Below are 24,580 nucleotides of genomic sequence, written 5' to 3' on the forward strand. Positions count from 1 at the left end.
GGGAGAAGGAGCGCGCGGCGAGACTCTCGACTTATCGGCTCACAGCCCCGTGTCGTCGCGCGGCTGCTCGCTCTTCTCGAGCCCAATGCCGAAGCGCGCCCACAATTGCTCGTGGACGTAATAGAGCGCGATCTTGGAGACGATCTCCGCGCCGGTGATCGCCGCCGCGATTTTCGAATCCTGCGTGAAGAGATAAGCGACGCCGAAGGTGACGAGGCTTCCCGGCACGCGCCAGGACAGGGATTTGATGAGGCTGCGCAGCGGCGTCTGACGCAAGAGCTCCGGCGGCGGAACGCCCTCCATGGAGGCGTAGCTCGCCTCGACGCCATTGCGCGCGCTGCGCTCCGTCCAGGCCGATCGCTGCACCATGCCGACGGCGACCGTCTCATTGGTCACGCGATCGATGAGGATGAAGCCGCCGGTCTCGCGATTGTCCTCGTAGAGATCGCAAGCGATGGCCGAATCGAGCCACAGCTCCGCCTCGCCGATCTCATTGAAGGCGAGCGTCACGCTCGGATCATCGAGCGGCTCGGCGAGCCCCGTCTCGATCTTGATGTGAGACGAGACCTGCTTCACGAAAGCCGGAGTCGTGCGCGTGCCGAGCTTCAGCAGATAGCTCTTCTCGACGGCGAGCGGCTCGCGCACGAGCCACAGGAGCTTGGCCGACAGACGATCGCCGATCTTGGCCGGCGACACGGGCGAGGCCAGCATGTCGCCCCGCGAAATATCGATCTCCTCCGTGAGCGTCAGCGTGACCGACTGGCCCGCCACCGCATGGGCGAGATCGCCGTCATAGGTGACGATGCGCGCGATCGTCGTATCGCGTCCCGAAGGCAATATGCGCACAATGTCGCCCGGCTTCACATTGCCGCCGGCGATGAAGCCGGAAAAGCCGCGGAAGTCGTGGCTCGGGCGGTTCACCCATTGCACGGGGAAACGGAAAGGCAACACGCGCGCATTGTCGTCCGCCGCGACATTCTCGAGATAGGCGAGCAGCGGCGGACCGGAATACCAGTCCATCATTTTGCTGGCGTGCACGAGATTGTCGCCGTCCTTGGCGACGAGCGGAATGACGGCGATGGTGAGAAAGCGCAAATGCTCGGCGAAGGCGCGGAAATCGCGCTCGATCGCCGCGAATGTCTCCTGCGAATAGGAGACGAGATCCATCTTGTTGACGGCGACGACGACATGGCGCACGCCGAGCATGGAGACGATGACGCTGTGGCGGCGCGTCTGGTCGAGCAGGCCTTTGCGCGCGTCGACGAGCAGCACGGCGAGCTCGGCGGTCGAGGCGCCCGTCGCCATATTGCGCGTATATTGCACATGGCCGGGCGTGTCGGCGACGATGAATTTGCGCTTCTCCGTCGCGAAATAGCGATAGGCCACATCGATGGTGATGCCCTGCTCGCGCTCCGCCGCGAGACCGTCGACGAGCAGCGCGAAATCGAGATCGTCGCCCTGCGTGCCGTGCTTTTTCGAGTCGCGCTCGAGCGCGGCGAGAAGATCGTCGGGCGCGAGATCGGCATCATAGAGCAGGCGGCCGATGAGCGTCGACTTGCCGTCGTCCACCGAGCCGCAGGTGATGAAGCGCAGCAAGGGCTTGTCGGCGGGCGCCGGCCCGGCGGGCGCGCGCAGCGGCGCAGGCGTGGCGAGGCCGCCGTGCATCAAAAATAACCCTCCTGCTTCTTCTGCTCCATGGAGGAGGAGCCGTCATGGTCGATGAGGCGGCCTTGGCGCTCGGAAGAGCGGCTCGCGCGCATCTCGGCGATGATTTCTTCCAGCGTCGCCGCGGCGCTGTCTATGGCGCCGGTCAGCGGATAGCAGCCGAGCGTGCGGAAGCGCACCATTCTGTTCTCTATGGTCTCGCCGGGACGCAGCTTCAGCCGATCGTCGTCGACCATGATGAGCATTCCGTCGCGATTGACGACGGGCCGCTCCTTGGCGAAATAGAGCGGCACGACGTCTATGCCCTCGCGCGCGATATAGTCCCACACATCCGCCTCGGTCCAATTGGACAGCGGAAACACGCGCAGGCTCTCGCCCGGCCCCTTGCGGGCGTTGTAGAGCCGCCAGAATTCCGGACGCTGCGCCTTGGGGTCCCAGCGATGCTGGGCGTTGCGGAAGGAGAGCACGCGCTCCTTGGCGCGGGATTTTTCCTCGTCGCGGCGCGCGCCGCCGAAGGCCGCGTCGAATTTCCATTTGTCGAGCGCCTGTTTCAGCGCGTCGGTCTTCATGATCTGCGTATGGAGCTGCGATCCATGCACGGTGGGGTCGATATTCATCGCGACCCCTTCCGGATTTGTGTAGACGATGAGCTCCATGCCCGTCTCGGCGGCGCGGCGGTCGCGAAAGGCGATCATCTCGCGGAACTTCCATGTCGTGTCGACATGCAGCAGCGGAAAGGGCGGCTTCGACGGATAGAAGGCTTTCATGGCGATGTGCAGCATCACCGCCGAATCCTTGCCGATCGAATAGAGCATCACCGGCCGTTCGCATTCGGCGACGACCTCGCGCAGGATGTGAATGCTCTCCGCCTCCAGCCGATCGAGATGGCCGAGCGGCTTGGCCGCGAGCGCATTCATCGCGAGCCCTCCGGCGCCGGACCGCGCGTCAGGCGCCCGTCCGGACCGACATGCAGGCCGCACTCTTTCTTCTCGTCCTCTTCCCACCACCAGCGGCCGGCGCGCTCGCTCTCGCCGGGCTGCACCGCGCGCGTGCAAGGCGCGCAACCGATGGAGAGAAAGCCTTTGGCGTGCAGATCATTCACCGGCACGCTGAGCTCCTCGGTCGCCGCGACGATCGCCTCGCGCGTGTAATCGGCGAGCGGATTGAGCTTGACGAGCTTGCGGCCAGCATCGAATTCGACGAGGCCGACGGCCTCGCGCGCCTGCGACTGATCGGCGCGCAGCCCCGTCACCCAGGCGGAGACGCCGGCGAGCAGGCGCGACAGCGGCTCCACCTTTCGAATGTGGCAGCAGGCCTTGCGATTCTCGACGGAGCGATAGAAGCCGTTGATCCCATGCTCGGCGACGAAATCCGCGAGCGGCGCCGCCTGCGGAAAGACCGCATGAATGCGCCGCGCATAGCGCGCCTCGGTCTTTTCCCAGAGCTCGATCGTCTCCTCGAAGAGGCGGCCGGTGTCGATCGTCGCCACATCGATATCGAGCCCTTGCGTGAAGATCGAATGGGTGACGAGCTGATCCTCTATGCCGAAGCTCGTCGTGAAGACGATGCGGCCGGGAATGAGCTCGCGCGCGAGCCTCAGCCTATGATCGAGATCGAGCGCGGCGAGACGCGGCGCGAGAATGTCGACGAGCGAAGGCTTGGCGTGATGGGCGTGCCGCCGCTGCTCGAGAATAGACGCGCCGCCGGGAATGCCGCGCTGATAGGAAAGGCTGCGCGCATGCAGCGCCTTCGCCCAATTGGCTTCGCCATGATGGGCGGCGAGATCGTCGGGAATTTCGATCGCGTCGAAACCGCAGCCGATCGCATGTAGATATTGATCCGGCGTCAGCCTGCCGCTCGCGCGCAATTCCCCCGAGAACCCTTCACGGCGCAACAGGCGGGCGAGCGAGAAGCCGCGCCCGTCGGTGAAAGCCGGAAAAGCGATGTCGACGAGCGCGAGCCGCGACAGATGAGGCGCGAGCGTCTTCGGATCGGCGGTGTTGGCGATATAGACGCCGACCGCAGCGAGCCGCGGATCGTCGAGCGCGGCGGCCGCGCGGGCGAGCGAGACGATGACCTTGCCAAAGCCGGGCAGAGATTCCTCATCGGCGAGGCGGCGCCACTCGTCGGCGATGAAAGCGCCGTCAGATACCAGAGCCATCCTCGCCCTCCCGGCGCGCCGATTCCTTGAAGCGCTTATGGCCCAAGCGTCGCCATGTGTCGATGAAAGCCTCGCCGTCGCGCCGCTCGGCGAGATAGAATTGCACGAGGCTCTCGATCACATCGGGAACCTCTTCCGCCGAAACGCCGGGTCCGAGCAATTCGCCGATCGAGGCTTCGAGCGTCGGATCGCCGCCGAGCGTGATCTGATAGGATTCGACGCCCTTCTTCTCGAGGCCGAGAATGCCGATCGCGCCGACGTGATGATGTCCGCAGGCGTTGATGCAGCCGGAAATCTTGATGCCGAGCTTGCCGATGAGCCTCTGCTGCTCGAGATCGGCGAAGCGCTGCGAGATCGCCTGAGCGATCGGAATGGAGCGCGCCGTCGCCAGCGCGCAATAGTCCAGCCCCGGGCAGGAGATGATGTCGCTGATGAGCCCGGCGTTGGCGGTCGCGAGGCCCACCGCCTCGAGATCGCGCCACAGAGCGAAGAGATCATCCTGCTTCACATGCGGGAGAATGATGTTCTGCTCATGGCTGACGCGCAATTCGCCAAAGCCATATTTATCCGCGGCGTCGGCCAGCGCGCGCATCTGCCCGGAGGCGGCGTCGCCCGGAATGCCGCCGATCGGCTTCAGCGAGACCGTGACGATGGCGTAGCCGGAAATCTTGTGAGGCGCGACATTCACCGCGGCGAAAGCGGCGAATTCGGCATTCTCCGTCTTCGCCTTTTCGAACGCCTCGGAACGCGCGGGCGGAGCCTCATAGGGCGGCGGCGAGAAAGCGGCGACGACGCGCGCGAATTCCTGCGCGTCATAGGCGAAAGGCGCGCGGTCCATTGCGGCGAATTCCGCCTCCACCTGAGAGCGGATCTCGTCCAGCCCGGTCTCATGCACCAAAATCTTGATGCGGGCTTTATATTTGTTGTCGCGGCGGCCGAAGCGGTTGTAGACGCGCAGGATCGCCTCGAGATAGGCGAGCAGATCGGCGCGCGGCAGAAACTCGCGCAACAGCTTGCCGACGAAGGGCGTGCGGCCGAGCCCGCCGCCGATGATCACCTCATAGCCGATCGCGCCGGCCGCGCTCTTCACGATGCGCAGACCGATGTCGTGGATCTTGATCGCCGCGCGGTCATGCTCGGCGCCGCTCACCGCGATCTTGAACTTGCGCGGCAGAAAGCTGAATTCCGCATGGGCGCTCGACCATTGGCGCAGGAATTCCGCCGTCGGGCGCGGATCTTCGATCTCATCCGCCGCGACGCCGGAAAAATGATCGGCCGTGACATTGCGGATGCAATTGCCCGAGGTCTGGATCGCATGCATGTCGACATCGGCCAACGCCTCGAGCATATCGGGGACATCGACGAGCTTCGGCCAATTGAATTGCAGATTCTGCCGCGTGGTGAAATGGCCGTAGCCCTGGTCCCATTTGTCGGCGATATAGGCGAGCTGGCGCATTTGCCGCGAAGTCAGCGAGCCATAGGGAATGGCGACGCGCAGCATATAGGCGTGCAATTGCAGATAGAGCCCGTTCATCAGGCGGAATGGGCGAAATTCGTCCTCGGTCAGCGCGCCGGCGAGGCGGCGCTCCACTTGGCCGCGGAACTCGGCGACGCGCTCGCGCACAAAGGCGCGATCATAATCGTCATAGGCGTAGATCGTCGGCGCGGCGTTGGGACGCGGCGGCAGGGCTGGATCATGCGCAGTCATCGGCCATCCCCAGATCGTTGCAGCCACGCCTGTTTCCCGAGGTCGCGCCTGACGCTCGGGCCGACGGCGCGGAACCTCTCGCGAAAATGCAGCGGCGTCGGCTCCCCCGCCTCGCTCACCTCCACCTCGACGAGATAGGCGTCGACAACGCGATTGGCGGCGACATCCGCCTTGCCCTTGGCGTCGAGCGCCGCCGCCTCGGCGTCGTCATAAGCAATTTTCGCGCGCGAAGAATCGCGCTCCCAGCCCTCGGACCCCAGAAACACGACGTCGCCTTCGGCGAGGTCGGAAGCCAGAAGGATTTTCGGCTGGATTTTCAAATCGGTGGGCCGGGTCATGTCGGCTCCTTCACCAGAGTGAGCTTCAGCCCGTCGAGCTCGTCCGACCAGATGATCTGGCAGGAGAGCCGCGAAGTCTCGTGCAGAAAAGGCAGTTCGTCGAGCTTGTCGATCTCCTCCTCGCGCGGCGGCGCGACCTTGTCGGCCCATTCCGGATCGAGCACGATATGGCAGGCCGCGCAGGCGACCGCGCCGCCGCAGGTGCCTTCCATGCCCATTCCATAGTCGCGCAAAATCTCCATCAACCGCCAGCCTTCCACAGGCTCGAGTTCGTGGGTGACGCCTTCTGCGTCCTCGACACGGATCACGCTCATCCTTTTCTCCGAGCAGGCGCCTTCGCCGCCGTGGCGCCTTTCATTCGGCTGTCGGCCCTGCGCGAGCGTCTCGCGCGGGGCAATGCGGCCTCGCTGACCGCCGCTCGCAGCGACGACCGTCCAGAAAACCGCGATCCTTCGAAATTGCGCGACCTAAATATTCGAGGTCGCGAGAAAGTCAATTCACTATACGGCGTCGCGTCTTCGCGATAAACTACAAACAGCCTGCGTGATATCGGCCGGCGAGGTTTCGATCGCGGCGACGCCGTCGAGAAAAGGCGAGGCGCGCGCAACGCATAAATGGTAAGGAATTTCTGTTCCTGCGGCCCAAGCTCGGGCACGAGCGATATAGGTGCTAAGCCATGGCTCAACGACCGACCAAAGACTCCAAGCAGAGTTCGACAGACTCCAAGCCGAGTTCGACGCGTGAAGAGCGGCCGCCGATCGCGCGGGAGCGGGAAAAGGCGCCCGCGCTCGCTCCTCAGAGAAGCCGGCCGACGCTCATTCTGGTCGGCGCCGACAAAGGCGGGGTGGGCAAAACCACGATCGCGCGCGTGCTGCTCGACTATCTCGCCGCCAATAATGTCTTGAGCCGGGCCTTCGACACGGAGACGCCGCGCGGCACGCTCTATCGCTTTCATCCCGAGCAGACGAGCGTCGTCGACCTCACCTCGACCTCGGACCAGATGAAGATCATCGATACTCTGGCGACGGCTCAGGTCAAGGTCAGCATCGTCGACGTTCGCGCCGGCGGGCTGGAGCCGGCCTTGCAGGCGTTGCAGGATACGGGCTTTCTCGATGCGGTGGCGGAGGGAGAGGTCGGCTTCATTCTGTTCCATGTGCTCGGATCGTCCATCGCTTCGCTCGACGAGATCGCAGAAGTCGCGCCCTATGTCGAGGACGCGGACTATTTCCTCGTGAAGAACCATGTCAACGACACCACCTTTTTCGAATGGGACCCTGTGACGCACCGCAAATATTTCGAGAAAGTGGAGACGGCGGGCGAGATCACCATCCCCAAGCTCAATGAATTGTCCTATGAACAAGTGGAGATCGCCGGCGCGCCTTTCTCGACCTTCGTCGCCAATCGGACGGCGGAAGGAGAGCCGGCGGACCATTCCTTCGTCCTTCGTGGCTATGTCCGCACCTGGCAGAACAGGATCGCCGAGCAATTCGATCGCATCCGTCTGCTGGATCGGATCGCCGGGAGGGACGGCGCATAGCGCCGAAGTCGGGTGAACGGTCCGCGCGTGAGCCTCGGTCGGCGCCGAGAGAATGAGAAATGAGTCGACGCACTCTCGTGTTCGTCGCCTGTTCCCCGCATCCGCGTTCGGGCGTTTCGACGACCGCCCGGCTGCTGACGGACTTCTATCTCTCGCGCCGGGCCGAGGTCGAAGGATTCGACACCGATCCTCACGCACCGCGCTATCACGAATTGTTTCCGGATCGCACCCGCGTCATCGACACGGCCGACATAAGGGGCCAGATTTCCCTGTTCGATCGCCTGCTGGTCGATGACGGGATCCCCAAGATCGTCGACGTCTGGCAACGGTCCTATGACCGTTTCTTCACGACAGTGAAGGACATCGGCTTCGTAGAGGAGGCGCATCTGCGCGGCGTCGAGCCGATCCTTCTCTTTCACGCGGACCAGTCCGATTCCTCGCTCGCCAGCGCGCGCGCTCTCTCGGCGGCATGGCGGGATCTTCCTATGGTGGTAGTGCAGAACGAGGGCGCCGCGCCCTTGGGACCCTATGCGCATGAGACGCTCGGCTATTATCCGTCGACGCGCAGATTCGTCGTCGGCCCACTGGATGGCGCCGTGGCGAAAATCCTGGAGCAGCCGAATCTGTCGCTGAGCCGCGTGATCGTCTCGCCGCCGCCGGAAATGTCGATCGTCATCCGCGCGGCGCTGAAGGCATGGATCACCCCGATCTTCATGCAATTCCGCAGCTTCGAGCTGCGGCACGAGCTCGACGGCGCACAATTCCTGAAATAGGGCGACGCAGACGCATCCGTCTCGATCATATGACACGTCCGAGACTCGAGGCTTGAAAAAAGAAACGAGCCTGAAGGCTTGCACCCGGAATGCGCGGGCCGCAAGCCTTCAGGCTCGCTTTTCACATCGGCTGACGAGCCCCGGAGATCGCTCTCCAGGCCCATGGCTTCACAGCCCCAGAGCGGCCTTCAGCTCCTGCAACTGACTGAGCTTCTCGGCGGCGAGGCGGCGCGCCTCATCCGTCTTGGCGTCGGCCACATCCTCGCTCGCGTCCTTGATGTCGGCGCCGATCTTGGCGGCGTCGAGCTCGGCGACCGGAATGGCGTATTCGGCCAGAATGGTGAAGCCGCCGAGGCCGACGTCGGCGAAGCCGCCGCGCACGAACAGCTTCTCTTTCTTGCCGGCCTCGTCGATCTCGACGACGCCGGGCTTCAGCACGGTCATCACCGGCGCATGGTCTTTGAGAACCGTGAACAAGCCTTCGGCGCCCGGCGCGACGACGGCGTCCACCTCTCCCGAGAACAAGAGCTTCTCGGGAGAGACGAGTTCGAAGTGGAACGTGGCCATGAAGGGCTCCGTCGTCTATGCGGGATTTCGGAAAAGCGGGAACCGGCTTTCCGATTAAAATCCTGCAAAACCAAAGGACTCTGAGTGGACATGCGTTGGCGCGCCAACGCATGTCCACTTCAGTTATTGAGGATCAAGCCGCTTCCTTGGCGAGCTTGGCGGCCTTCTCGACCGCTTCCTCGATCGTGCCGACCATATAGAAGGCGGCCTCGGGGAGATGGTCGTATTGGCCCTCGACGAGGCCCTTGAAGCCCTTGATGGTGTCGGCGAGCGCGACGAGCTTGCCCGGCGCGCCGGTGAACACTTCGGCGACGTGGAAGGGCTGCGACAGGAAGCGCTCGATCTTGCGGGCGCGCGCCACGGTCAGCTTGTCCTCTTCCGAGAGCTCGTCCATGCCGAGAATGGCGATGATGTCTTGCAGCGACTTGTAGCGCTGCAGCGTCGACTGCACCTTGCGGGCGACCTCGTAATGCTCCTCGCCGACGATCGCCGGGGAGAGCATACGGGAGGTCGAGTCGAGCGGATCGACCGCCGGATAGATGCCCTTCTCGGCGATGGAGCGGTTGAGCACCGTCGTCGCGTCCAGATGGGCGAAGGAGGCGGCCGGCGCCGGGTCGGTCAGATCGTCGGCCGGCACGTAAATGGCCTGCACCGAGGTGATCGAGCCCTTGGTCGTCGTGGTGATGCGCTCCTGCAGCGCGCCCATATCGGTGGCGAGCGTCGGCTGATAGCCCACCGCCGAAGGAATGCGGCCGAGCAGAGCCGACACTTCCGAGCCCGCCTGGGTGAAGCGGAAGATATTGTCGACGAAGAACAGCACGTCCTGGCCCTTGTCGCGGAAGTCCTCGGCGACGGTGAGGCCGGTCAGCGCGACGCGAGCGCGGGCTCCCGGGGGCTCGTTCATCTGGCCATAGACCAGAGCGGCCTTGGAGCCGGCGGCGGAGCCGTCGACCGGCTTCTTGTTCACGCCGCCCTCGATCATCTCGTGATAGAGGTCGTTGCCCTCGCGCGTGCGCTCGCCGACGCCGGCGAAGACGGAATAGCCGCCGTGCGCCTTGGCGATATTGTTGATGAGCTCCATGATGATGACGGTCTTGCCGACGCCCGCGCCGCCGAACAGGCCGATCTTGCCGCCCTTGGCGTAAGGCGCGAGCAGATCGACGACCTTGATGCCCGTCTCGAGGATCTGCGCCTCGGTCGCCTGCTCGGCGTAGGACGGAGCCGGCTGATGGATGGCGCGGCGGGCGGTCGTCTTGATCGGACCGGCCTCGTCGACCGGCTCACCGATGACATTGATGATGCGGCCGAGCATTTCGTCGCCGACCGGAACCGAGATCGGCGCGCCCGTATCGGTCACCTTCTGGCCGCGCACGAGACCCTCGGTCGAGTCCATGGCGATGGTGCGCACGGAATTCTCGCCGAGATGCTGCGCCACTTCGAGGACGAGGCGCGCGCCCTGATTGGTGGTCTCCAGCGCGTTCAGGATTTCCGGCAGGTGATCGTCGAACTTCACGTCGACGACAGCGCCGATCACCTGCGTGATGTGACCCGAGGTCGTGGGGGTAGCCATTGTCTCGTCCTCTCGACTGTTGTTCTATGTCAGAGCGCCTCGGCGCCCGAGATGATCTCGATGAGTTCCTTGGTGATGATCGCCTGGCGCGAACGATTGTAGAGCGTCGTCTGCTTCTTGATCATGTCGCCGGCGTTGCGCGTGGCGTTGTCCATCGCGCTCATGCGCGCGCCCTGCTCGGAAGCGGCGTTCTCGAGCAATGCGCGGAAAATCTGCACCGATATATTGCGGGGCAGCAGCGTGGCCAGAATCTCGTCCTGGCCGGGCTCATATTCGTAAGAGGCCTGTGGGCCGCTCGCCGCCACATCATTCTCATTGGCCGGAATCTGCGCCGGGATGAGCTGCAGCGCGGTCGGGATCTGCTGGATCACCGATTTGAACTGCGAGAAGAACAGCGTCGCCACATCGAACTCGCCGCTCTCGAAGAGCTCGATCACCTTGCGGCCGATGGCGTCACCCTGCTCGAAGCCGATCTGGCGCACGCCGCGCAGCTCGACCAGCTCGATGATGTTCTTCTCATAATTGCGCCGGAGCTGGTCATAGCCCTTCTTGCCGACGCAGAGAATCTTGACCGTCTTGCCCTGCCCCTGCAGACGCTGAATATGCTCGCGGGCGAGGCGGACGATAGAGGAGTTGAAGGCGCCGCACAGGCCGCGCTCTGCGGTGGCGACGATGAGCAGATGCGTCTCGTCGCGGCCATTGCCGGAGAGCAGCAGCGGCGCGCCGGAAGAGACGCCGCCGGCGAGATTGACGAGCACCTTCTCGATGCGCTGCGCATAGGGACGCGCCGCCTCGGCGGCGGCCTGCGCGCGGCGCAGCTTGGCGGCCGCGACCATCTGCATGGCCTTGGTGATCTTCTGCGTCGCCTTGACGGAAGATATGCGGTTTCGAAGATCCTTCAACGAAGGCATGAGAGAACCCGTCTCATTCTGACCAGAACCGCGCCGCCGTCATCGCGAGGAGCGGAGCGACGAAGCGAGCCAGAGCCGCGGGGCGGCTCCTGGATTGCTTCGCTTCGCTCGCAATGACGGAGGCATTGTTTCTGGTCCTCGAGGTTTGCGCGCTCAGGCGAAGGATTTGGCGAAGGAGTCGAGGACGCTCTTCAGCTCGGCGGCCGTCGCATCCGGGAGATCCTTCGTCGTGCGGATCGTCTCGAGGATGTTCGGATGCTGGGTGCGCAGCAGCGCCAGCAGCCCGTCCTCGAAAGCGCGCACGCGACCCACCGGCAGCGGATCGAGATAGCCGTTGACGCCGGCGTAGATCACCGCCGTCTGCTCTTCCATCTTCAGCGGCGAGAACTGCGGCTGCTTCAGGAGCTCGGTCAGGCGCGCGCCGCGGTTGAGCAAGCGCTGCGTCACCGCGTCGAGATCGGAGCCGAACTGAGCGAAGGCGGCCATCTCGCGATACTGCGCGAGCTCGCCCTTGATCTTGCCGGCGACCTTCTTCGTCGCCTTGGTCTGCGCGGCGGAGCCGACGCGCGACACCGAAAGGCCGACGTTCACCGCCGGGCGGACGCCCTGATAGAAGAGGTCGGTCTCGAGGAAGATCTGGCCGTCGGTGATCGAGATGACATTGGTCGGAATATAGGCCGACACGTCATTGGCCTGCGTCTCGATGACCGGCAGCGCCGTCAGCGAGCCGGCGCCGCGATCGTCGTTGAGCTTGGCGGCGCGCTCGAGCAGGCGGGAGTGCAGATAGAAGACGTCGCCCGGATAGGCCTCGCGTCCCGGAGGACGGCGCAGCAGCAGCGACATCTGGCGGTAGGCGACGGCCTGCTTCGAAAGGTCGTCATAGACGATCACAGCGTGCAGGCCGCTGTCGCGGAAATACTCGCCCATGGCGCAGCCGGCGAAGGGCGCCAGGAACTGCATCGGCGCCGGATCGGAGGCGGTGGCGGCGACGATGATCGAATAATCGAGCGCGCCGCGCTCCTCCAGAACCTTCACGAATTGCGCGACGGTGGAGCGCTTCTGACCAACCGCGACATAGACGCAGTAGAGCTTGGCCTTCTCGTCGTCGCCGTCGTTCAGCGACTTCTGGTTCAGGATCGTGTCGAGCGCCACGGCGGTCTTGCCGGTCTGGCGGTCGCCGATGATCAGCTCGCGCTGGCCGCGGCCGATCGGGATCAGCGCATCGATGGCCTTCAGGCCCGTGGCCATCGGCTCATGCACCGATTTGCGCGGAATGATGCCGGGCGCTTTCACATCGACGCGGGCGCGCGTCTCGGCGTGGATCGGGCCCTTGCCGTCGATCGGATTGCCGAGCGCGTCGACGACGCGGCCGAGCAGCGCCTTGCCGACCGGAACGTCGACGATCGCGCCGGTGCGCTTGACGGTCTGGCCTTCCTTGATGTCGCGGTCGGAGCCGAAGATCACGACGCCGACATTGTCGCTCTCGAGGTTGAGCGCCATGCCGGTGACGCCGTTCTCGAACTGCACCGTCTCGCCGGCCTGGACATTGTCGAGGCCATAGACGCGGGCGATGCCGTCGCCGACGGAGAGGACCTGACCGACCTCGGTGACTTCGGCCTCATTGCCGAAATTGGCGATCTCATTCTTGAGGATCGCGGAAATCTCTGCGGCGCGGATAGCCATCAGCCGACCTCTTTCATGCGTGTTCGAATGGAATTGAGCTTGGTCTTCAGCGATGCGTCGAGCATTCGCGAGCCGATTTTGACGACGAGACCGCCGATGATCGCCGGATCGACCTTCACTGCGAGATCGATCGACTTGCCGCCGGCGACGCCGGCCACGGCCTCGCGCAGCGCGCGGTCGTGATGCGGCGCGAGCGGCGCGGCCACGGTGACGTCGGCGCGCACGATGCCCTTGGCCGCGTCATGCAGCTTGCCATAGGCGGCGATGATGGCGGGGAGAGCGAAGAGGCGACGTTTCGTCGCGACGAGCTTGACGAAATTGGCGGCGACGCCAGTGACGCCGGCGGCGTCGAGAATGGGGCCGAGCGCCTTGATCTGCTCTTCGGCGGAGAAGACCGGGCTCTTGACGAGACGCTCCAGGTCCTTGCTCTCCTCGATCAGCGCGGCGAAGCCCCGCAGCGCCGTTGCGACCTCTTCCGTGGAGCCTTTCTCCACCGCGAGATCATAAAGTGCCGAGGCGTATCGCCCCGCTACTCCGGATAGATCGTCTCCGCCTGAAGCCACTTGCGTATCGCTCTCGGATCGCCGTCACTCGAGGCGCCTCGCGCGCAACGCAGATCAGCGTGCGACGAAATCCGCAATGGCCTCGAACAACGTGTATTGTCGGGGGAAGGAGCCGAGGGCGACGCCCCAGCTCCAAGGCGATCGTCCCCTAACACAGCACATTTTGCGGCGCAACCCTGCGAAGGCTGCGACGAGGGCAGTTTCGATCGATCGCCCAAAAAAGCGTCACATTCGTCTCGGCGCGCCGAGAGCGCCGTCTTCGCCTTTGACTTCTCTGATTTTTTTGAACGTTCCCGCTTCTGTCCGCTGCGGCGCGCGCGGCGTCCCGACTTGCGCTCGCCGCCGGCGCGTGGCAGTGCGAAACGAAGCGTTATTCGGAGAATTCGCATGGTTCGCGCGGTGGTCGGCATCATCGGAGGATCGGGCGTCTATCATCTGCCCGGCTTGCAGGATCTTCGCGAGGAGCGCGTGTCGACCCCTTGGGGCGATCCTTCGGACGCGCTGCATTTCGGCCGCATCGGCGAGACCGAGGTTATTTTTTTGCCGCGTCACGGACGCGGACATGTGTTCTCGCCCTCGGGCATAAATTATCGCGCCAATATCTATGCGCTCAAACAGGCCGGCGTCACCGATCTCGTCTCCGTCTCGGCCTGCGGCTCGTTCAAATCGGAGCTCTATCCGGGCCTCTTCGTGCTGCCGGATCAATTCGTCGACCGCACGTTCGGGCGGCAATCCACCTTCTTCGGCAATGGCTGCGTCGCGCATGTGTCGATGGCGCATCCGGTCGCGCCGCTGCTCGCCGAACGCATCGCCGCCGCGGCGAGAGCGGAGAATATCGAGCATTCCGTCGGCGGAACCTATGTCTGCATGGAAGGCCCGCAATTCTCGTCCTACGCGGAGTCGCTCACCTACAAGGGCGCCGGCTATGACGTGATCGGCATGACGGCGATGCCGGAGGCCAAGCTCGCGCGCGAAGCGGAGCTCTCCTATGCGACGATCGCCATGGTCACAGATTTCGACTGCTGGCATCCCGAGCACGACAATGTCGACGTCGCCGCCGTCATCCAAGTGGTGCGCTCCAACGCCGACAAGGCGAGCCGCCTGCTCGCGCGCCTGCTCGCCGATTTCCCGCAGGAGCACGAGCCCTGCCCCATCGGCTCCGACCGCGCCCTCGACAACGCCATTCTGACGGCGCCGGGCGCGCGCGATGCGGAGCTCATGAAGAAGCTCGGCGTCATCGTCGAGCGGGTGAGCGCGGCCGCGTGACTTTCGGCGAATAGATTTCGAGCGATCGCGTCTAGAGAGCCGCGAGCATAGCGAAACGATCCAGAGCCGCGGGGCGGCTCCTGGATTGCTTCGTCGCTGCGCTCCTCGCAAAGACGGCTTTGCCGCGAGCGTGATGCGCGAAGCGTCACTCGCCGCAATTCTCCAGCCACACATCCGCGAGCCCGCGCTTTTCGCAGAGGCCGGCGAGATATTTCTCGATGCGGCGCATGCGCTCGGCGTCGGCCGGGGCGCCCGGCGCATCGTCCTTGGAACGATCGACGGTCGCGACGAGCGAGAGAAATTCGTCGTCGTCGAGATCGGCGAGCGGCTTGCCGAACCATTTGCGCGCCGCCTCGCCCCATCCGTTCGCATCGATGAAGGCGGCGAGCTGCGCGCTCTTGGAAGTCAGCGGGCCGACGGCGAATTGCGCGATGAGCGTCTCGCGGATCTTGCCGAAGCCCGGCTTGAAATCCGCGAAATAGAGTTTCTTCGCCACCGATTGCGCGACAGTGGTGGCGAGCGGCGCGCTCCAATCGACGCCGCCACGCGTCCAGAAGCCGGGATCCCGCACTTTCAGCAGCGTCTCGATCCGCTCCCGCGAAAATCCGGGCGGCAGCTTCGCGCCATGCTCGGTCTCCGCCTCATAGCGCGCGAACAGCGCCGGCGTGGCGACGCGGGCGAGCGCCACGGAGACCGCCTCATATCCGATGACGCCGGCGAGCGCCGCCCCCGCGAAGGCGGCCAGCGCCGAGCCTGCGGTCGCCGCCCCGAAAGCCCGCGCCCTTCGTCTTGCATCCAACATCCGCGACTCCCGCCGAAACTTCCCGCGCCCGCGAGACTTACGGCGAAAATGGGCGAGGGCTCGACGAGGCCGTGGCCGAGTCGCGGCCGCAACCGGTGTCTTTGTGGCGATCGGAAGGCCGGGCGGCCTTCGAAGGCGGCCGCGGCCGAGATGAAGGCGAAGGCGCAAAGAACGCGCGTCAATCCTTGCAGCCCTCGAGCCACACATCGGCGAAGCCCTGCCTCTGGCAGAGCCCGGCGAGATATTTCTCGATGCGGCGCACACGCTCGGCGTTGGCCTGCGTGCCCGGCGCGTAATCATTGGGACTATTGTTCGTCGCGACCAGCGAGAGAAATTCTTCGTCGCCGAGCTCCGCGAGCGGCTTGCCGAACCATTTGCGCGAGGCGCCGTCGAATCCATTCACATCGATGAAAGCGGCGAGCTGCGCATTCTTGGAGGTCAGCGGCCCCACCGCGAATTGCGCGATCAGCGTCTGGCGGATCTTCGCGAAGCCCGGCTTGAAATCCTCGAAATAGAGCCTCTTGACGATCGATTGCGTGACCGTGGTGGCGAGGGGCGCGCTCCAATCGACGCCGCCATGCGTCCAGAAGCTCGGATCCTGCACTTTGAGCAACGTCTCGATCCGCTCGCCAGAGAGCCCCGCGGGCGGCTTCGCCCCATTGTCGGTCTCCGCTTCGTAGCGCGCGAAGATTTCCGGCGTCGCCGCGCGGGCGAGCGCGACGGAGACGGCCTCATAGCCGACGAAGCCGAGCAGCGCGACGGCCGCGGCCGCCGCGAGGAGCTTGAAAATTGTGCTTTTCGAATCGGCCATATGCATATCTCCTTTCAAAAACTTGAACATCCTGACCTTTACAGTGAAAATGGGCCGCGTCCCGACGACGGCGCGGCCGCAATGCGGCGGGCGCGGCGCCGGGCGGCCGAGATGTCTTTCCGCCGAGAATGAGCTATGAGACGCCGAGCACAACAAATTCCGACGAGATTTAAAACATGACCCTCGCCTCCACGATCCGCACGATTCCCGACTATCCGAAGAAGGGGATCATGTTCCGCGACATCACCACCCTGCTCGGCGACGCCAGGGCGTTCCGCCGCGCGGTGGACGAGCTGGTGCAGCCCTGGGCCGGCACCAAGATCGACAAAGTGGCGGGAATGGAGGCGCGCGGCTTCATTCTGGGCGGCGCCGTGGCGCATCAATTGTCGGCCGGCTTCGTGCCGGTGCGCAAGAAAGGCAAGCTGCCGCACACGACCGTCTCCATCGCCTATTCGCTGGAATATGGCGTGGACGAGATGGAGGTGCACGAGGACGCCGTGGCAAAGGGCGAGCGGGTGATTCTCGTCGACGATCTCATCGCCACGGGCGGCACGGCGGAAGGCGCGGTGAAGCTGTTGCAGAAAATCGGCGCGGAAGTCGTCGCCGCCTGTTTCGTGATCGACCTGCCGGAGCTCGGCGGCGCGCGGAAGATCGAATCGCTCGGCGTGCCGGTGCGCCGGCTCGTCTCGTTCGAGGGCCATTGATTTTACGAGGGCCATCGATTTCGTCGGCCGGAGCGCTTTTTGTCGCGCCTCGGCCCTTCCTTCGCCAAGATCGCGTTCGGTAATGCGTATTTAGAAGAATCGGTAACGGCCGCCATGACGTCGAAACCGTCGCGCCCCGTTCTGCTCGCAACGGCGCTCCTGCTGAGCTTCGTCGAGATCGGCGTCTTCGCGGCCTTTGCGTCGCGCGGACCCGCGCCGCAAGCGGAGGCGTCGACCTCGCGCGAATCGATGATCGCGACGTCGGACGAGAACGCGCCGCCGCGCGCCGCCGAGCGGCGATCCGGCCCCTTCGGCGCGCTGCTGCAAAATTTGCGCGGCAGCCTCGCCGAGATCGCGCGGCTCGCGGAGCCGACCTCGCCGGAGGCGGCGCCGGCCGTCGCCGAGCCGCTCGCGCCATTCGCGCCGGCCCCCGCCTTCCTCGCGGCGCCGCCGCTTGCGCGGCCCTCGCCCCCGGAGCTTTCGATCGCCGTTCCGCCCGGCGACGCGCCGCTGCCGCCGGCCCGGCCGCGCGATATCGCGAGCGAGCCCTTCTCCACGCCCTTGCCGCCGATCGCCGTCTCGCCGCCGTCGGGACCCGCCGCCTCGACGGCTCTCGCCCTCGCCGCGGCGCCTGCGATCAATGAGACGCCGGCCCTTCCCCGCCGCGACGACGGGAATTTTCGCCTCGGCGCCGCGGTCTATGTCCGCATCTTCAAAAAGGAGGGCGAGCTCGAGCTGTGGCAGAAGCAGGGCGGGCGCTATTCGCTCTCCCGCACCTATCCGATCTGCAAATGGTCCGGCCATCTCGGCCCGAAGCTGAAATCCGGAGATTATCAATCACCTGAAGGGTTTTATAGCGTCTCCGCGCGCCAGCTCAACCCGAACTCCCATTATCATCGCGCCTTCGACGTCGGCTTTCCCAACGCCTTCGACCGGCAGAACGGCCGCACCGGCGGCGCTCTGATGGTCCATGGCGCCTGCAAATCCGTCGGCTGCTTCGCCATGACCGACAAGGCCATAGAGGAAATCTACGGCGTCGTGGAAGCCGCGCTGCGCGGCGGCCAACATGAGGTGCCGGTGCATATTTTTCCCTTCCGTATGACCGATACGGCCTTCGCCAAAGAGACCCAGGGCGAGTGGACGAATTTGTGGTCGATTCCGCCGGAGCATCAGCAGTGGAGCTCCTTCTGGCGGAATCTGAAGGAAGGCTATGATCTGTTCGAGCAGACCGGAGAGCCGCCGACCGCTTACGCCTGCGGCTCCCGTTACGCTTTCGACGCTTCCGGCGGCTCCTGCCGCCGCATCGCCGGCTGGTGAGGCGACGCCTCGATTCGGAGCTTCCTCAGCGGCCGCTCCGACCATCCCGGCGTCCCTCGGTCAACGAAACAATTGCGACAGCTGATGCATGACGACGAGGAAGAAGGCGAGCACCGCGCCGATCCCCACCAAAGCTTTCACGACGCCGGCATTGTTCGTCTGCATGGCTCCCGCTCCATATTCGTCCGCGACGAGATCGACGCTAGCGGAGCCGAGCCAGCATTAAACCGCCAAGATTCACGAGGCGACGGGTCCAGCATGCCGTCGCGAGAGCCCGGCTTGACAGGGCGAAGGCGCTCGAACGAAGCTGAGCTCGACCCATCGAAAAGAGCAATAACGCCGAATGGAGGGGTCCAATGCAGCGCCCCTCTACTTTCAGCCTGTCGCGCAAGATCGACCCGCGCCGCGGCGCTCCGCTCTATCTCCAGATCATCCATGCGCTGATTCACGACATAAGGCGCGGACGTCTCGCGCCGGGCGTGGCCTTGCCCAGCAGCCGCGAGCTCGCCGAATCGCTCGGCGTCAATCGCAAGACGATCATGCTCGCCTATGACGATCTCGTCGCCCAGGGCTGGTTCACGACGCAGGGCACGCGCGGCACTTTCGTCTCCGCCGAGCTTCCCGAGGCGCTGCCGGCGCCGCGCAAGAGCGCGCCCGTCGATCCCAAGACGCCGGAATTTCCCTTCCGCGCGGCGCCCGACCCGGCCTTCGTGCCGGCGGGCGACGGCCTCGCGATCGACGACGGTCTTCCCGACGCGCGGCTTTTCTCGATCGACACGCTCATGCGCGCCTATCGCGACGCCGGACGGCGCGCGGCGCGCGGCGGAAGGCTTTCTTATGGCGATCCGCGCGGCGCCTTCGAGCTGCGGCGCGCCGTCGCCGACATGCTCGCTTCGCATCGCGGTCTCGTCGTCGAGGCCGACGACATTTGCATCACGCGCGGCAGCCAGATGGGGATTTTTCTCGCCGCGCGCATTCTCGTCGCGCCGGGCGACGTCGCTCTGGTCGAAGGCCTCGGCTATTCGGCGGCGCGCGAGGCTCTGGCGGCGGCGGGAGCCGAGGTGGTCGGCGTCGGCCTGGATGCGGAGGGCGTCGACGTCGACGATGTCGAGCGCGAGTGCCGGCGGCGGCCGGTGCGCGCGATTTATGTAACGCCGCATCACCAATTTCCGACGACCGTCTCGCTGACGCCGGAGCGGCGCCTGCGGCTCCTGGACCTCGCCGCGAAATTCGAATTCGCCATCATAGAGGATGATTACGATCACGAATTCCACTTCGAGCGCCAGCCGCTCCTGCCCATGGCGAGCTATGCGCCGGGGCGCGTGATCTATGTCGGCTCCCTGTCCAAGCTGCTGCTGCCGGGCCTGCGCATCGGCTATGTCGCCGCGCCGGCGCCGGTCGCTCGCTCCATGGCCAACGCCGCCGCCGGCGTCGACCGCCAGGGCAATGCGCTGACCGAGCTCGCCGCCGCCGATCTCATCGAATCCGGCGAGCTGCGCCGCCATGTGCGCAAGGCGCGCCAGATCTACGCGCAGAGGCGCGACGATTTCGGGCGCTTGCTGGGCCGAGCCTTCGGCGACGCCATCCGTTTCTCGACTCCCGCCGGCGGCCTCGCTTTTTGGGCGACATTTCGCGACGAGGCGACGCTCGACGCGCTCGAGAACGGCGCCGTCCGCAGCGGCGTGCGTTTTCTCTCCTCCACCTGTTTCGCCGCCCCGCCGCATCGCGGGCGCGGGCTGCGCCTCGGCTTCGGCAGCCTCGACGCCGCCGAAGCCGAGCGCGCGATCGCGCGGCTGCGGCGCGCGGCCGGCGCGGCCATCCTCGAGCGCGCCACAGCGGTCGGATGAGCGGCGCGAGCGCGCATATATTCGAAATTGATGAAATCCGCCGATCTGGACGAAATCGGCCGCTCGAGCCAGATTGAGGGGCATTCTGGCGCGGCCGCCGGCCGGGACGAAACAGGGAGACGCCGATGAGAGCGACGCAGGAGAATGGTCGCGCGATCGTCGCCGACGCCGCGCCTCGAGACGCGCTCTGGACCCATATTCTCCGCGAGGCCGAGGATATGCTGGCGCGCGAGCCGGCGCTCGCCGGCCTGCTGCTGACTTTCGTCCTCCACCGCGCCTCCTTCGAGGACGCCGTCGCGCGACGATGCGCGGCGCGGCTCGCCGGCGCGGTGACGGAGGACTTGATCTTCGACGCCTTCGCCCGCGCGCTCGACGCCGATCCTTCGATCGGCGCGGGTTTTCGCGCCGACATCAAGGCCGTCGTCGAGCGCGACGCCGCCTGCGGTCGGCTGATCGAGCCGCTGCTCTTCTTCAAAGGCTTCCACGCCATTCAGACGCATCGGCTGGCGCATTGGCTGTGGACCAGCGGCCAGACGGATTTCGCCCTCTATCTGCAGAGCCGCTCGTCCGATGCTTTCCAGACCGACATCCACCCGGCGGCGCGCTTCGGCCGCGGCATATTCCTCGACCATGCGACGGGACTCGTCGTCGGCGCGACGGCCATTGTCGAGGACGACGTCTCCATTCTCCAGAGCGTGACGCTCGGCGGCACCGGCAAGGAGAGCGGCGACCGTCATCCCAAGGTGAGGCGCGGCGTGATGATCGCCGCCGGCGCGAAGATTCTCGGCAATATAGAGGTCGGCGCCTGCTCGCGCGTCGCCGCGGGCTCCGTCGTTCTGCATCCCGTGCCGCGCAACTCCACCGTCGCCGGAGTCCCGGCCAAAGTGGTCGGAACCGCGGGCTGCGCCGAGCCGGCGCGCGACATGGACCAATTCCTGAACGGCCTGTCCTACGACTCTTTCAGCTATTCCATCTGACGAGGTCAGCGCTCCGGCGGCATCTACTCCGGCGGCGTCTCCTGGCCGACGCGGCCGGCGAGCTGCGCGAAGGAAAAACCCTCGCCGGCCGCCGATCCGCGCAACGCGAGGCGCAGCAGCCGTGGCGGAAAGCAGATGGCGTCGACATTGGCGTCGCGCAATTCGCGCGGCCGCAGCGGATCGCTGGCGAGCGAGAGCTCGACGTCGACGAGCAGCGAGTCGATCTCCTCGGCGCCGAGCACGCCCTTGTCGCGCAACGCGCCGAAGAGAGCCGCCAGTATGGCGTAGACGCCCTCGAGCTGAAGATTGGCCGTGTTCATATGTCGCCTCCGCTTGCGCCCCCACCGAGCGGAACCGCCGGCGCGGCGATTCGATCCATCGGCGGAGAAAAATTATTCACGAGACCGTCCTCGCGAGGAAGCGTCCAAAGCCGCGTGGCCGCAATGACGGGCTGAGCGAGAAATCATGACGCGCGTCTCCTTCCCTCACTCGTGGGAGAAAAGAGAGCCCCACTCTTGCGAAACACTCAAGCCCCGCTCCAGCGCAGCACGGGCTTGCGCGCGGCGGCGGTCTCGTCGAGACGGCGGCGCGGCGCGAGGCGCGGCGCGCGCGTGAAGCGATCTGTCTCGCCGCGCTTCGCGCTGGCGACGAGATCGCGCAGAGTCGCGACGAAGAGATCGAGCGAGCGCTTCGATTCCGATTCGGTCGGCTCGATCAGCATGGCGCCGTGAACGACGAGCGGGAAATAGATCGTCATCGGATGATAGCCCTCGTCGATCATCGCCTTGGCGAAATCGAGCGTCGTGACGCCGGTCCCCTCGAGGAAAGCGTCGTCGAACAGAACCTCATGCATGCAGGCGCGATCGCCGAAAGGCTGCGTCATCACATCGCGCAGCGCGGCGCGCAGATAATTGGCCGACAGCACGGCGTCGCGCGAGGCCTGGGCGAGCCCGTCCGACCCATGCGACAGAATATAGGCGAGCGCGCGCACGAAGCTTCCGAACTGCCCATGAAAGGCGGTGAGTCGGCCGAAGCTCTGCGCGCCTTCGCGGTGCTCGACGAGCCGAATCGTCTCGCCGTCGCGCGAAAGGAACGGAACCGGCGCGAAGGGCGCGAGTCGCTCGGAGAGGACGACGGGTCCGGAGCCGGGGCCGCCGCCGCCGTGTGGCGTCGAGAAGGTCTTGTGCAGATTGAGATGCATCGCGTCGACGCCCATGTCGCCGGGACGCGCGATTGCGGCGATGGCGTTGAAATTCGCGCCGTCGCAATAGAAATAGCCGCCCGCCTCATGCACGCGCCGCGCAATGGCGACGACATTGCGCTCGAACAGGCCGCATGTGTTGGGATTGGTGAGCATGATCGCCGCGACATCCGGGCCGAGCTCTTTGGCGACCGCCTCCTCGCTCACCACGCCGTCCGCGCCGGCCTCGATCGCGCGCGGCCGAAAGCCGAGCAGGGCGGCGCTCGCCGGATTGGTGCCATGCGCCGATTGTGGAATGAGAATCGTCTTTCGCGTCTCCGCCTCGCCGCGCGCCTCCAGCGCCGCCTCGATCGCCATGAGGCCGCAGAGCTCGCCATGCGCGCCGGCCTTGGGCGAAAGAGCGATGGCGCTCATTCCGGTGAGCGCGAGCAGCCAGCGCGAAAGCTCCTCCATCAGAGCGAGCGCGCCCGGCGCGGTGGACTGCGGCTGCAGCGGATGAATATCGGCGAAGCCCTCGAGCCGCGCCATTTTCTCATTGAGGCGCGGATTGTGCTTCATCGTGCAGGAGCCGAGCGGATAGAGCCCCGCGTCGATCGAATAATTCTTGCGCGACAGACGCACATAATGGCGCATCGCTTCGGGCTCGGAGACTCCGGGCAGGCCGATCGGCCGCTCGCGCTCGAGCCCGCCGAGCCGCGGCTCGAAATGCGCCGGCTCTTCCATGTCGACGCCGCTCGTCTCCGGGCGGCCGATCTCGAAGATCGGCGGCTCCTCCTGATCGAGCCCGCGATTTCCCGAGAAGGTCCCGACAGCGAGATCCTCTTTATGATCGAGCATCAGAGCGCTCCTCTCAATGCGGCGATGAAGGCCTCGCGATCTTCGACCGTATCGACCTCTGTGCAGGCGACGATGACGAGATCGTCGAGCCCCGCGTCTGGAAGCAGACGCGAGACGGGAACGCCCGCGAGCACGCCCGCCTCCGCCATATCCTCGACGAGCCCCGCCGCATCGCGCGGAACGCGCAGCGTGAATTCGTTGAAGAAGCTCTCGTTGAGCGTTTCGACTCCGGCGACGCCCGCGAGCCGGTCGACGAGATCGACGGCGCTCGCGTGATTGGCCCGCGCGAGCCGGCGCAGTCCCGCTTCGCCGAGCAGGCTCAGATGAATGCTGAAGGCGAGCGCGCAGAGATTGGAATTGGTGCAGATGTTGGACGTCGCCTTGTCGCGGCGAATATGCTGCTCGCGCGCGGAGAGCGTCGCGACATAGCCGCGGCGCCCCTCCGCATCGACGGTCTCGCCGATGAGGCGCCCCGGCGTCTGGCGCAGATAGGCCTGCCGCGTCGCCAGCAGACCGAGATAGGGCCCGCCGAAGGAGAGCGGATTGCCGAGCGACTGGCCTTCACCGACGACGATATCGGCGCCCATCTCGCCGGGCGGCGTCACCAGGCCGAGCGAGACGACCTCGGTGAAGGCGGCGATCAGCAGAGCCCCGCGACGATGGCAGGCCTCTGACAGGGAGGCGAGATCACGGAGATTGCCGAACACGTCCGGCGTCTGCACGATGACGCAGGAGACACTGTCGTCGATCATCGCCGCAATGTCCTCTCGCGCGCGAACATCGGGCGCGAGGGCGACGATCTCGTCGCCGGCGAAATGCGAGATCGTGCGCAGAACCTCGGCGTAGTGCGGATGCAGCCCGCCGGAAAGCACGGCCTTGCGCCTCTTGGTGATTCGATGCGCCATCAGCGCCGCCTCGGCGCAGGCGGTCGAGCCGTCGTACATGGAGGCGTTGGCGATCTCCATGCCGGTCAGCATGGCGACCTGCGTCTGGAACTCGAAGAGATATTGCAGCGTGCCCTGCGCAATTTCGGGCTGATAGGGCGTGTAGCTGGTCAGGAATTCCGAGCGCTGGACGAGATGATCGACGGTCGCCGGAATATGATGCTTATAGGCGCCCGCGCCGATGAAGAAGGGCGCGCGAGACGCCGGAACATTGCGCCGCGCCATTTCGCCGAGCAGGCGCTCGACGTCCATCTCGGATTTTGCGCGCGGCAGATCGAGCGAGGGAGCGAGCGGCAGCTCCGCGGGCACATCGGCGTAGAGCGCGTCGACATCGCCGACGCCGATCACGGCGCGCATTTCGGCCCGATCCGCTTGCGTCAATGGCAGATAGCGCATGG

At 65.5% G+C, this 24,580-nt stretch carries 23 protein-coding genes and 1 pseudogene; 7 read left to right on the plus strand and 17 right to left on the minus strand.

The window, feature by feature from the left end; all coding sequences use genetic code 11:
* Positions 1-39: 39 nt before the first annotated feature.
* The 7 genes and pseudogenes from cysN to Mspo_RS01520 form a co-directional block, all read right to left on the minus strand.
* The gene (gene cysN, locus Mspo_RS01495; RefSeq protein ID WP_159726552.1) at positions 40-1,665 is read right to left on the minus strand and encodes a sulfate adenylyltransferase subunit CysN; all 1,626 of its coding nucleotides are present in this window, start codon (positions 1,663-1,665) and stop codon (positions 40-42) included.
* Positions 1,665-2,582 (minus strand): sulfate adenylyltransferase subunit CysD, encoded by a 918-nt coding sequence (gene cysD / locus Mspo_RS01500; RefSeq protein WP_159726176.1) that lies wholly within the window; start codon positions 2,580-2,582, stop codon positions 1,665-1,667. The genes cysN and cysD overlap by 1 nt, the downstream gene beginning before the upstream one ends.
* On the minus strand, positions 2,579-3,307 hold the full coding sequence (locus Mspo_RS01505) for a phosphoadenylyl-sulfate reductase (protein ID WP_244613069.1): 729 nt from the start codon (positions 3,305-3,307) through the stop codon (positions 2,579-2,581). Before Mspo_RS01505 ends, cysD begins: the two co-directional genes overlap by 4 nt.
* An 81-nt stretch (positions 3,308-3,388) precedes the next feature.
* Positions 3,389-3,826: pseudogene (locus Mspo_RS19555) on the minus strand (DUF934 domain-containing protein); the annotation flags it as partial.
* Positions 3,810-5,534, minus strand: coding sequence for a nitrite/sulfite reductase (locus Mspo_RS01510; RefSeq protein ID WP_159726556.1), 1,725 nt, complete (start codon positions 5,532-5,534; stop codon positions 3,810-3,812). The pseudogene Mspo_RS19555 and the gene Mspo_RS01510, both read right to left, overlap by 17 nt.
* Entirely contained in the window at positions 5,531-5,872 is a 342-nt protein-coding gene (locus Mspo_RS01515) for a DUF2849 domain-containing protein (RefSeq protein ID WP_159726177.1), read from the minus strand. Before Mspo_RS01515 ends, Mspo_RS01510 begins: the two co-directional genes overlap by 4 nt.
* Positions 5,869-6,186 carry a 2Fe-2S iron-sulfur cluster-binding protein gene (locus Mspo_RS01520; protein ID WP_159726178.1) on the minus strand — a complete coding sequence of 106 codons (318 nt, stop codon included), beginning with the start codon at positions 6,184-6,186 and terminating at the stop codon, positions 5,869-5,871. Before Mspo_RS01520 ends, Mspo_RS01515 begins: the two co-directional genes overlap by 4 nt.
* 362 nt (positions 6,187-6,548) lie before the next feature.
* Here Mspo_RS01520 and Mspo_RS01525 point away from each other — a divergent pair, with 362 nt between their 5' ends.
* Together Mspo_RS01525 and Mspo_RS01530 are read left to right on the plus strand one after the other, a co-directional pair.
* Positions 6,549-7,409: a hypothetical protein gene (locus Mspo_RS01525; RefSeq protein WP_201281602.1), complete on the plus strand. Its 861-nt coding sequence runs from the start codon at positions 6,549-6,551 to the stop codon at positions 7,407-7,409.
* Between the two features lie 59 nt (positions 7,410-7,468).
* A complete protein-coding gene (locus tag Mspo_RS01530) occupies positions 7,469-8,182 on the plus strand; it encodes a hypothetical protein (RefSeq protein WP_159726179.1) in 714 nt (237 codons plus the stop codon).
* Positions 8,183-8,350: 168 nt separating this feature from the next.
* On the opposite strand, the gene Mspo_RS01535 is transcribed toward Mspo_RS01530, so the two are convergent.
* The 5 genes from Mspo_RS01535 to Mspo_RS01555 all read right to left on the minus strand — a co-directional run bounded on the left by Mspo_RS01535 (position 8,351) and on the right by Mspo_RS01555 (position 13,476).
* The gene (locus Mspo_RS01535; protein WP_159726180.1) at positions 8,351-8,749 is read right to left on the minus strand and encodes a F0F1 ATP synthase subunit epsilon; all 399 of its coding nucleotides are present in this window, start codon (positions 8,747-8,749) and stop codon (positions 8,351-8,353) included.
* Positions 8,750-8,882: 133 nt separating this feature from the next.
* Positions 8,883-10,319, minus strand: coding sequence for a F0F1 ATP synthase subunit beta (atpD, locus tag Mspo_RS01540; protein WP_159726181.1), 1,437 nt, complete (start codon positions 10,317-10,319; stop codon positions 8,883-8,885).
* Between the two features lie 29 nt (positions 10,320-10,348).
* Positions 10,349-11,230 carry a F0F1 ATP synthase subunit gamma gene (locus Mspo_RS01545; RefSeq protein ID WP_159726182.1) on the minus strand — a complete coding sequence of 294 codons (882 nt, stop codon included), beginning with the start codon at positions 11,228-11,230 and terminating at the stop codon, positions 10,349-10,351.
* A gap of 153 nt (positions 11,231-11,383) precedes the next feature.
* Positions 11,384-12,913, minus strand: a complete 1,530-nt coding sequence (gene atpA / locus Mspo_RS01550) for a F0F1 ATP synthase subunit alpha (protein ID WP_159726183.1) — start codon at positions 12,911-12,913, stop codon at positions 11,384-11,386.
* Positions 12,913-13,476, minus strand: a complete 564-nt coding sequence (locus Mspo_RS01555; RefSeq protein WP_159726184.1) for a F0F1 ATP synthase subunit delta — start codon at positions 13,474-13,476, stop codon at positions 12,913-12,915. Before Mspo_RS01555 ends, atpA begins: the two co-directional genes overlap by 1 nt.
* A gap of 387 nt (positions 13,477-13,863) precedes the next feature.
* On the opposite strand from Mspo_RS01555, the gene Mspo_RS01560 reads away from it, so the two are divergent.
* Positions 13,864-14,742 (plus strand): S-methyl-5'-thioadenosine phosphorylase, encoded by an 879-nt coding sequence (locus Mspo_RS01560; RefSeq protein WP_159726185.1) that lies wholly within the window; start codon positions 13,864-13,866, stop codon positions 14,740-14,742.
* Positions 14,743-14,887: 145 nt separating this feature from the next.
* Here the strand turns inward: Mspo_RS01560 and Mspo_RS01565 are convergent, their stop codons facing one another.
* Together Mspo_RS01565 and Mspo_RS01570 are read right to left on the minus strand one after the other, a co-directional pair.
* Complete coding sequence (locus Mspo_RS01565) at positions 14,888-15,544, minus strand: transglycosylase domain-containing protein (RefSeq protein ID WP_159726186.1); 657 nt, start codon at positions 15,542-15,544, stop codon at positions 14,888-14,890.
* 178 nt (positions 15,545-15,722) lie between these two features.
* Positions 15,723-16,355, minus strand: a complete 633-nt coding sequence (locus Mspo_RS01570; RefSeq protein ID WP_159726187.1) for a transglycosylase domain-containing protein — start codon at positions 16,353-16,355, stop codon at positions 15,723-15,725.
* A 176-nt stretch (positions 16,356-16,531) separates the two neighbouring features.
* Between Mspo_RS01570 and Mspo_RS01575 the strand changes: the two genes are divergently transcribed.
* From Mspo_RS01575 to cysE, 4 genes are all read left to right on the plus strand, one after another.
* On the plus strand, positions 16,532-17,059 hold the full coding sequence (locus Mspo_RS01575) for an adenine phosphoribosyltransferase (RefSeq protein ID WP_159726188.1): 528 nt from the start codon (positions 16,532-16,534) through the stop codon (positions 17,057-17,059).
* Between the two features lie 114 nt (positions 17,060-17,173).
* The gene (locus Mspo_RS01580) at positions 17,174-18,376 is read left to right on the plus strand and encodes a murein L,D-transpeptidase family protein (RefSeq protein ID WP_159726189.1); all 1,203 of its coding nucleotides are present in this window, start codon (positions 17,174-17,176) and stop codon (positions 18,374-18,376) included.
* A gap of 356 nt (positions 18,377-18,732) precedes the next feature.
* Positions 18,733-20,223 (plus strand): PLP-dependent aminotransferase family protein, encoded by a 1,491-nt coding sequence (locus Mspo_RS01585; RefSeq protein ID WP_159726190.1) that lies wholly within the window; start codon positions 18,733-18,735, stop codon positions 20,221-20,223.
* A gap of 125 nt (positions 20,224-20,348) precedes the next feature.
* On the plus strand, positions 20,349-21,200 hold the full coding sequence (cysE, locus tag Mspo_RS01590; protein ID WP_159726191.1) for a serine O-acetyltransferase: 852 nt from the start codon (positions 20,349-20,351) through the stop codon (positions 21,198-21,200).
* Between the two features lie 23 nt (positions 21,201-21,223).
* On the opposite strand, the gene Mspo_RS01595 is transcribed toward cysE, so the two are convergent.
* The 3 genes from Mspo_RS01595 to gcvPA all read right to left on the minus strand — a co-directional run bounded on the left by Mspo_RS01595 (position 21,224) and on the right by gcvPA (position 24,578).
* A complete protein-coding gene (locus Mspo_RS01595) occupies positions 21,224-21,520 on the minus strand; it encodes a hypothetical protein (RefSeq protein ID WP_159726192.1) in 297 nt (98 codons plus the stop codon).
* A gap of 206 nt (positions 21,521-21,726) precedes the next feature.
* Positions 21,727-23,238, minus strand: coding sequence for an aminomethyl-transferring glycine dehydrogenase subunit GcvPB (gcvPB, locus tag Mspo_RS01600; RefSeq protein WP_159726193.1), 1,512 nt, complete (start codon positions 23,236-23,238; stop codon positions 21,727-21,729).
* Positions 23,238-24,578, minus strand: a complete 1,341-nt coding sequence (gcvPA, locus tag Mspo_RS01605) for an aminomethyl-transferring glycine dehydrogenase subunit GcvPA (RefSeq protein ID WP_159726194.1) — start codon at positions 24,576-24,578, stop codon at positions 23,238-23,240. Before gcvPA ends, gcvPB begins: the two co-directional genes overlap by 1 nt.
* Positions 24,579-24,580: the final 2 nt, after the last annotated feature.

Origin of the sequence: Methylosinus sp. Ce-a6 (assembly GCF_009811655.1) — a bacterium.
GTDB lineage: Bacteria > Pseudomonadota > Alphaproteobacteria > Rhizobiales > Beijerinckiaceae > Methylosinus.

Excerpts from the sequence above, each read along its gene's own strand:
- cysN (WP_159726552.1), bottom strand. The coding sequence starts at position 1,665 with ATGCACGGCGGCCTCGCCACGCCTGCGCCGCTGCGCGCGCCCGCCGGG.
- cysD (WP_159726176.1), bottom strand. The coding sequence starts at position 2,582 with ATGAATGCGCTCGCGGCCAAGCCGCTCGGCCATCTCGATCGGCTGGAG.
- Mspo_RS01510 (WP_159726556.1), bottom strand. The coding sequence starts at position 5,534 with ATGACTGCGCATGATCCAGCCCTGCCGCCGCGTCCCAACGCCGCGCCG.
- Mspo_RS01515 (WP_159726177.1), bottom strand. The coding sequence starts at position 5,872 with ATGACCCGGCCCACCGATTTGAAAATCCAGCCGAAAATCCTTCTGGCT.
- Mspo_RS01520 (WP_159726178.1), bottom strand. The coding sequence starts at position 6,186 with ATGAGCGTGATCCGTGTCGAGGACGCAGAAGGCGTCACCCACGAACTC.
- Mspo_RS01525 (WP_201281602.1), top strand. The coding sequence starts at position 6,549 with ATGGCTCAACGACCGACCAAAGACTCCAAGCAGAGTTCGACAGACTCC.
- Mspo_RS01530 (WP_159726179.1), top strand. The coding sequence starts at position 7,469 with ATGAGTCGACGCACTCTCGTGTTCGTCGCCTGTTCCCCGCATCCGCGT.
- Mspo_RS01535 (WP_159726180.1), bottom strand. The coding sequence starts at position 8,749 with ATGGCCACGTTCCACTTCGAACTCGTCTCTCCCGAGAAGCTCTTGTTC.
- atpD (WP_159726181.1), bottom strand. The coding sequence starts at position 10,319 with ATGGCTACCCCCACGACCTCGGGTCACATCACGCAGGTGATCGGCGCT.
- Mspo_RS01545 (WP_159726182.1), bottom strand. The coding sequence starts at position 11,230 with ATGCCTTCGTTGAAGGATCTTCGAAACCGCATATCTTCCGTCAAGGCG.
- atpA (WP_159726183.1), bottom strand. The coding sequence starts at position 12,913 with ATGGCTATCCGCGCCGCAGAGATTTCCGCGATCCTCAAGAATGAGATC.
- Mspo_RS01560 (WP_159726185.1), top strand. The coding sequence starts at position 13,864 with ATGGTTCGCGCGGTGGTCGGCATCATCGGAGGATCGGGCGTCTATCAT.
- Mspo_RS01565 (WP_159726186.1), bottom strand. The coding sequence starts at position 15,544 with ATGTTGGATGCAAGACGAAGGGCGCGGGCTTTCGGGGCGGCGACCGCA.
- Mspo_RS01570 (WP_159726187.1), bottom strand. The coding sequence starts at position 16,355 with ATGGCCGATTCGAAAAGCACAATTTTCAAGCTCCTCGCGGCGGCCGCG.
- Mspo_RS01575 (WP_159726188.1), top strand. The coding sequence starts at position 16,532 with ATGACCCTCGCCTCCACGATCCGCACGATTCCCGACTATCCGAAGAAG.
- Mspo_RS01580 (WP_159726189.1), top strand. The coding sequence starts at position 17,174 with ATGACGTCGAAACCGTCGCGCCCCGTTCTGCTCGCAACGGCGCTCCTG.
- Mspo_RS01585 (WP_159726190.1), top strand. The coding sequence starts at position 18,733 with ATGCAGCGCCCCTCTACTTTCAGCCTGTCGCGCAAGATCGACCCGCGC.
- cysE (WP_159726191.1), top strand. The coding sequence starts at position 20,349 with ATGAGAGCGACGCAGGAGAATGGTCGCGCGATCGTCGCCGACGCCGCG.
- Mspo_RS01595 (WP_159726192.1), bottom strand. The coding sequence starts at position 21,520 with ATGAACACGGCCAATCTTCAGCTCGAGGGCGTCTACGCCATACTGGCG.
- gcvPB (WP_159726193.1), bottom strand. The coding sequence starts at position 23,238 with ATGCTCGATCATAAAGAGGATCTCGCTGTCGGGACCTTCTCGGGAAAT.
- gcvPA (WP_159726194.1), bottom strand. The coding sequence starts at position 24,578 with ATGCGCTATCTGCCATTGACGCAAGCGGATCGGGCCGAAATGCGCGCC.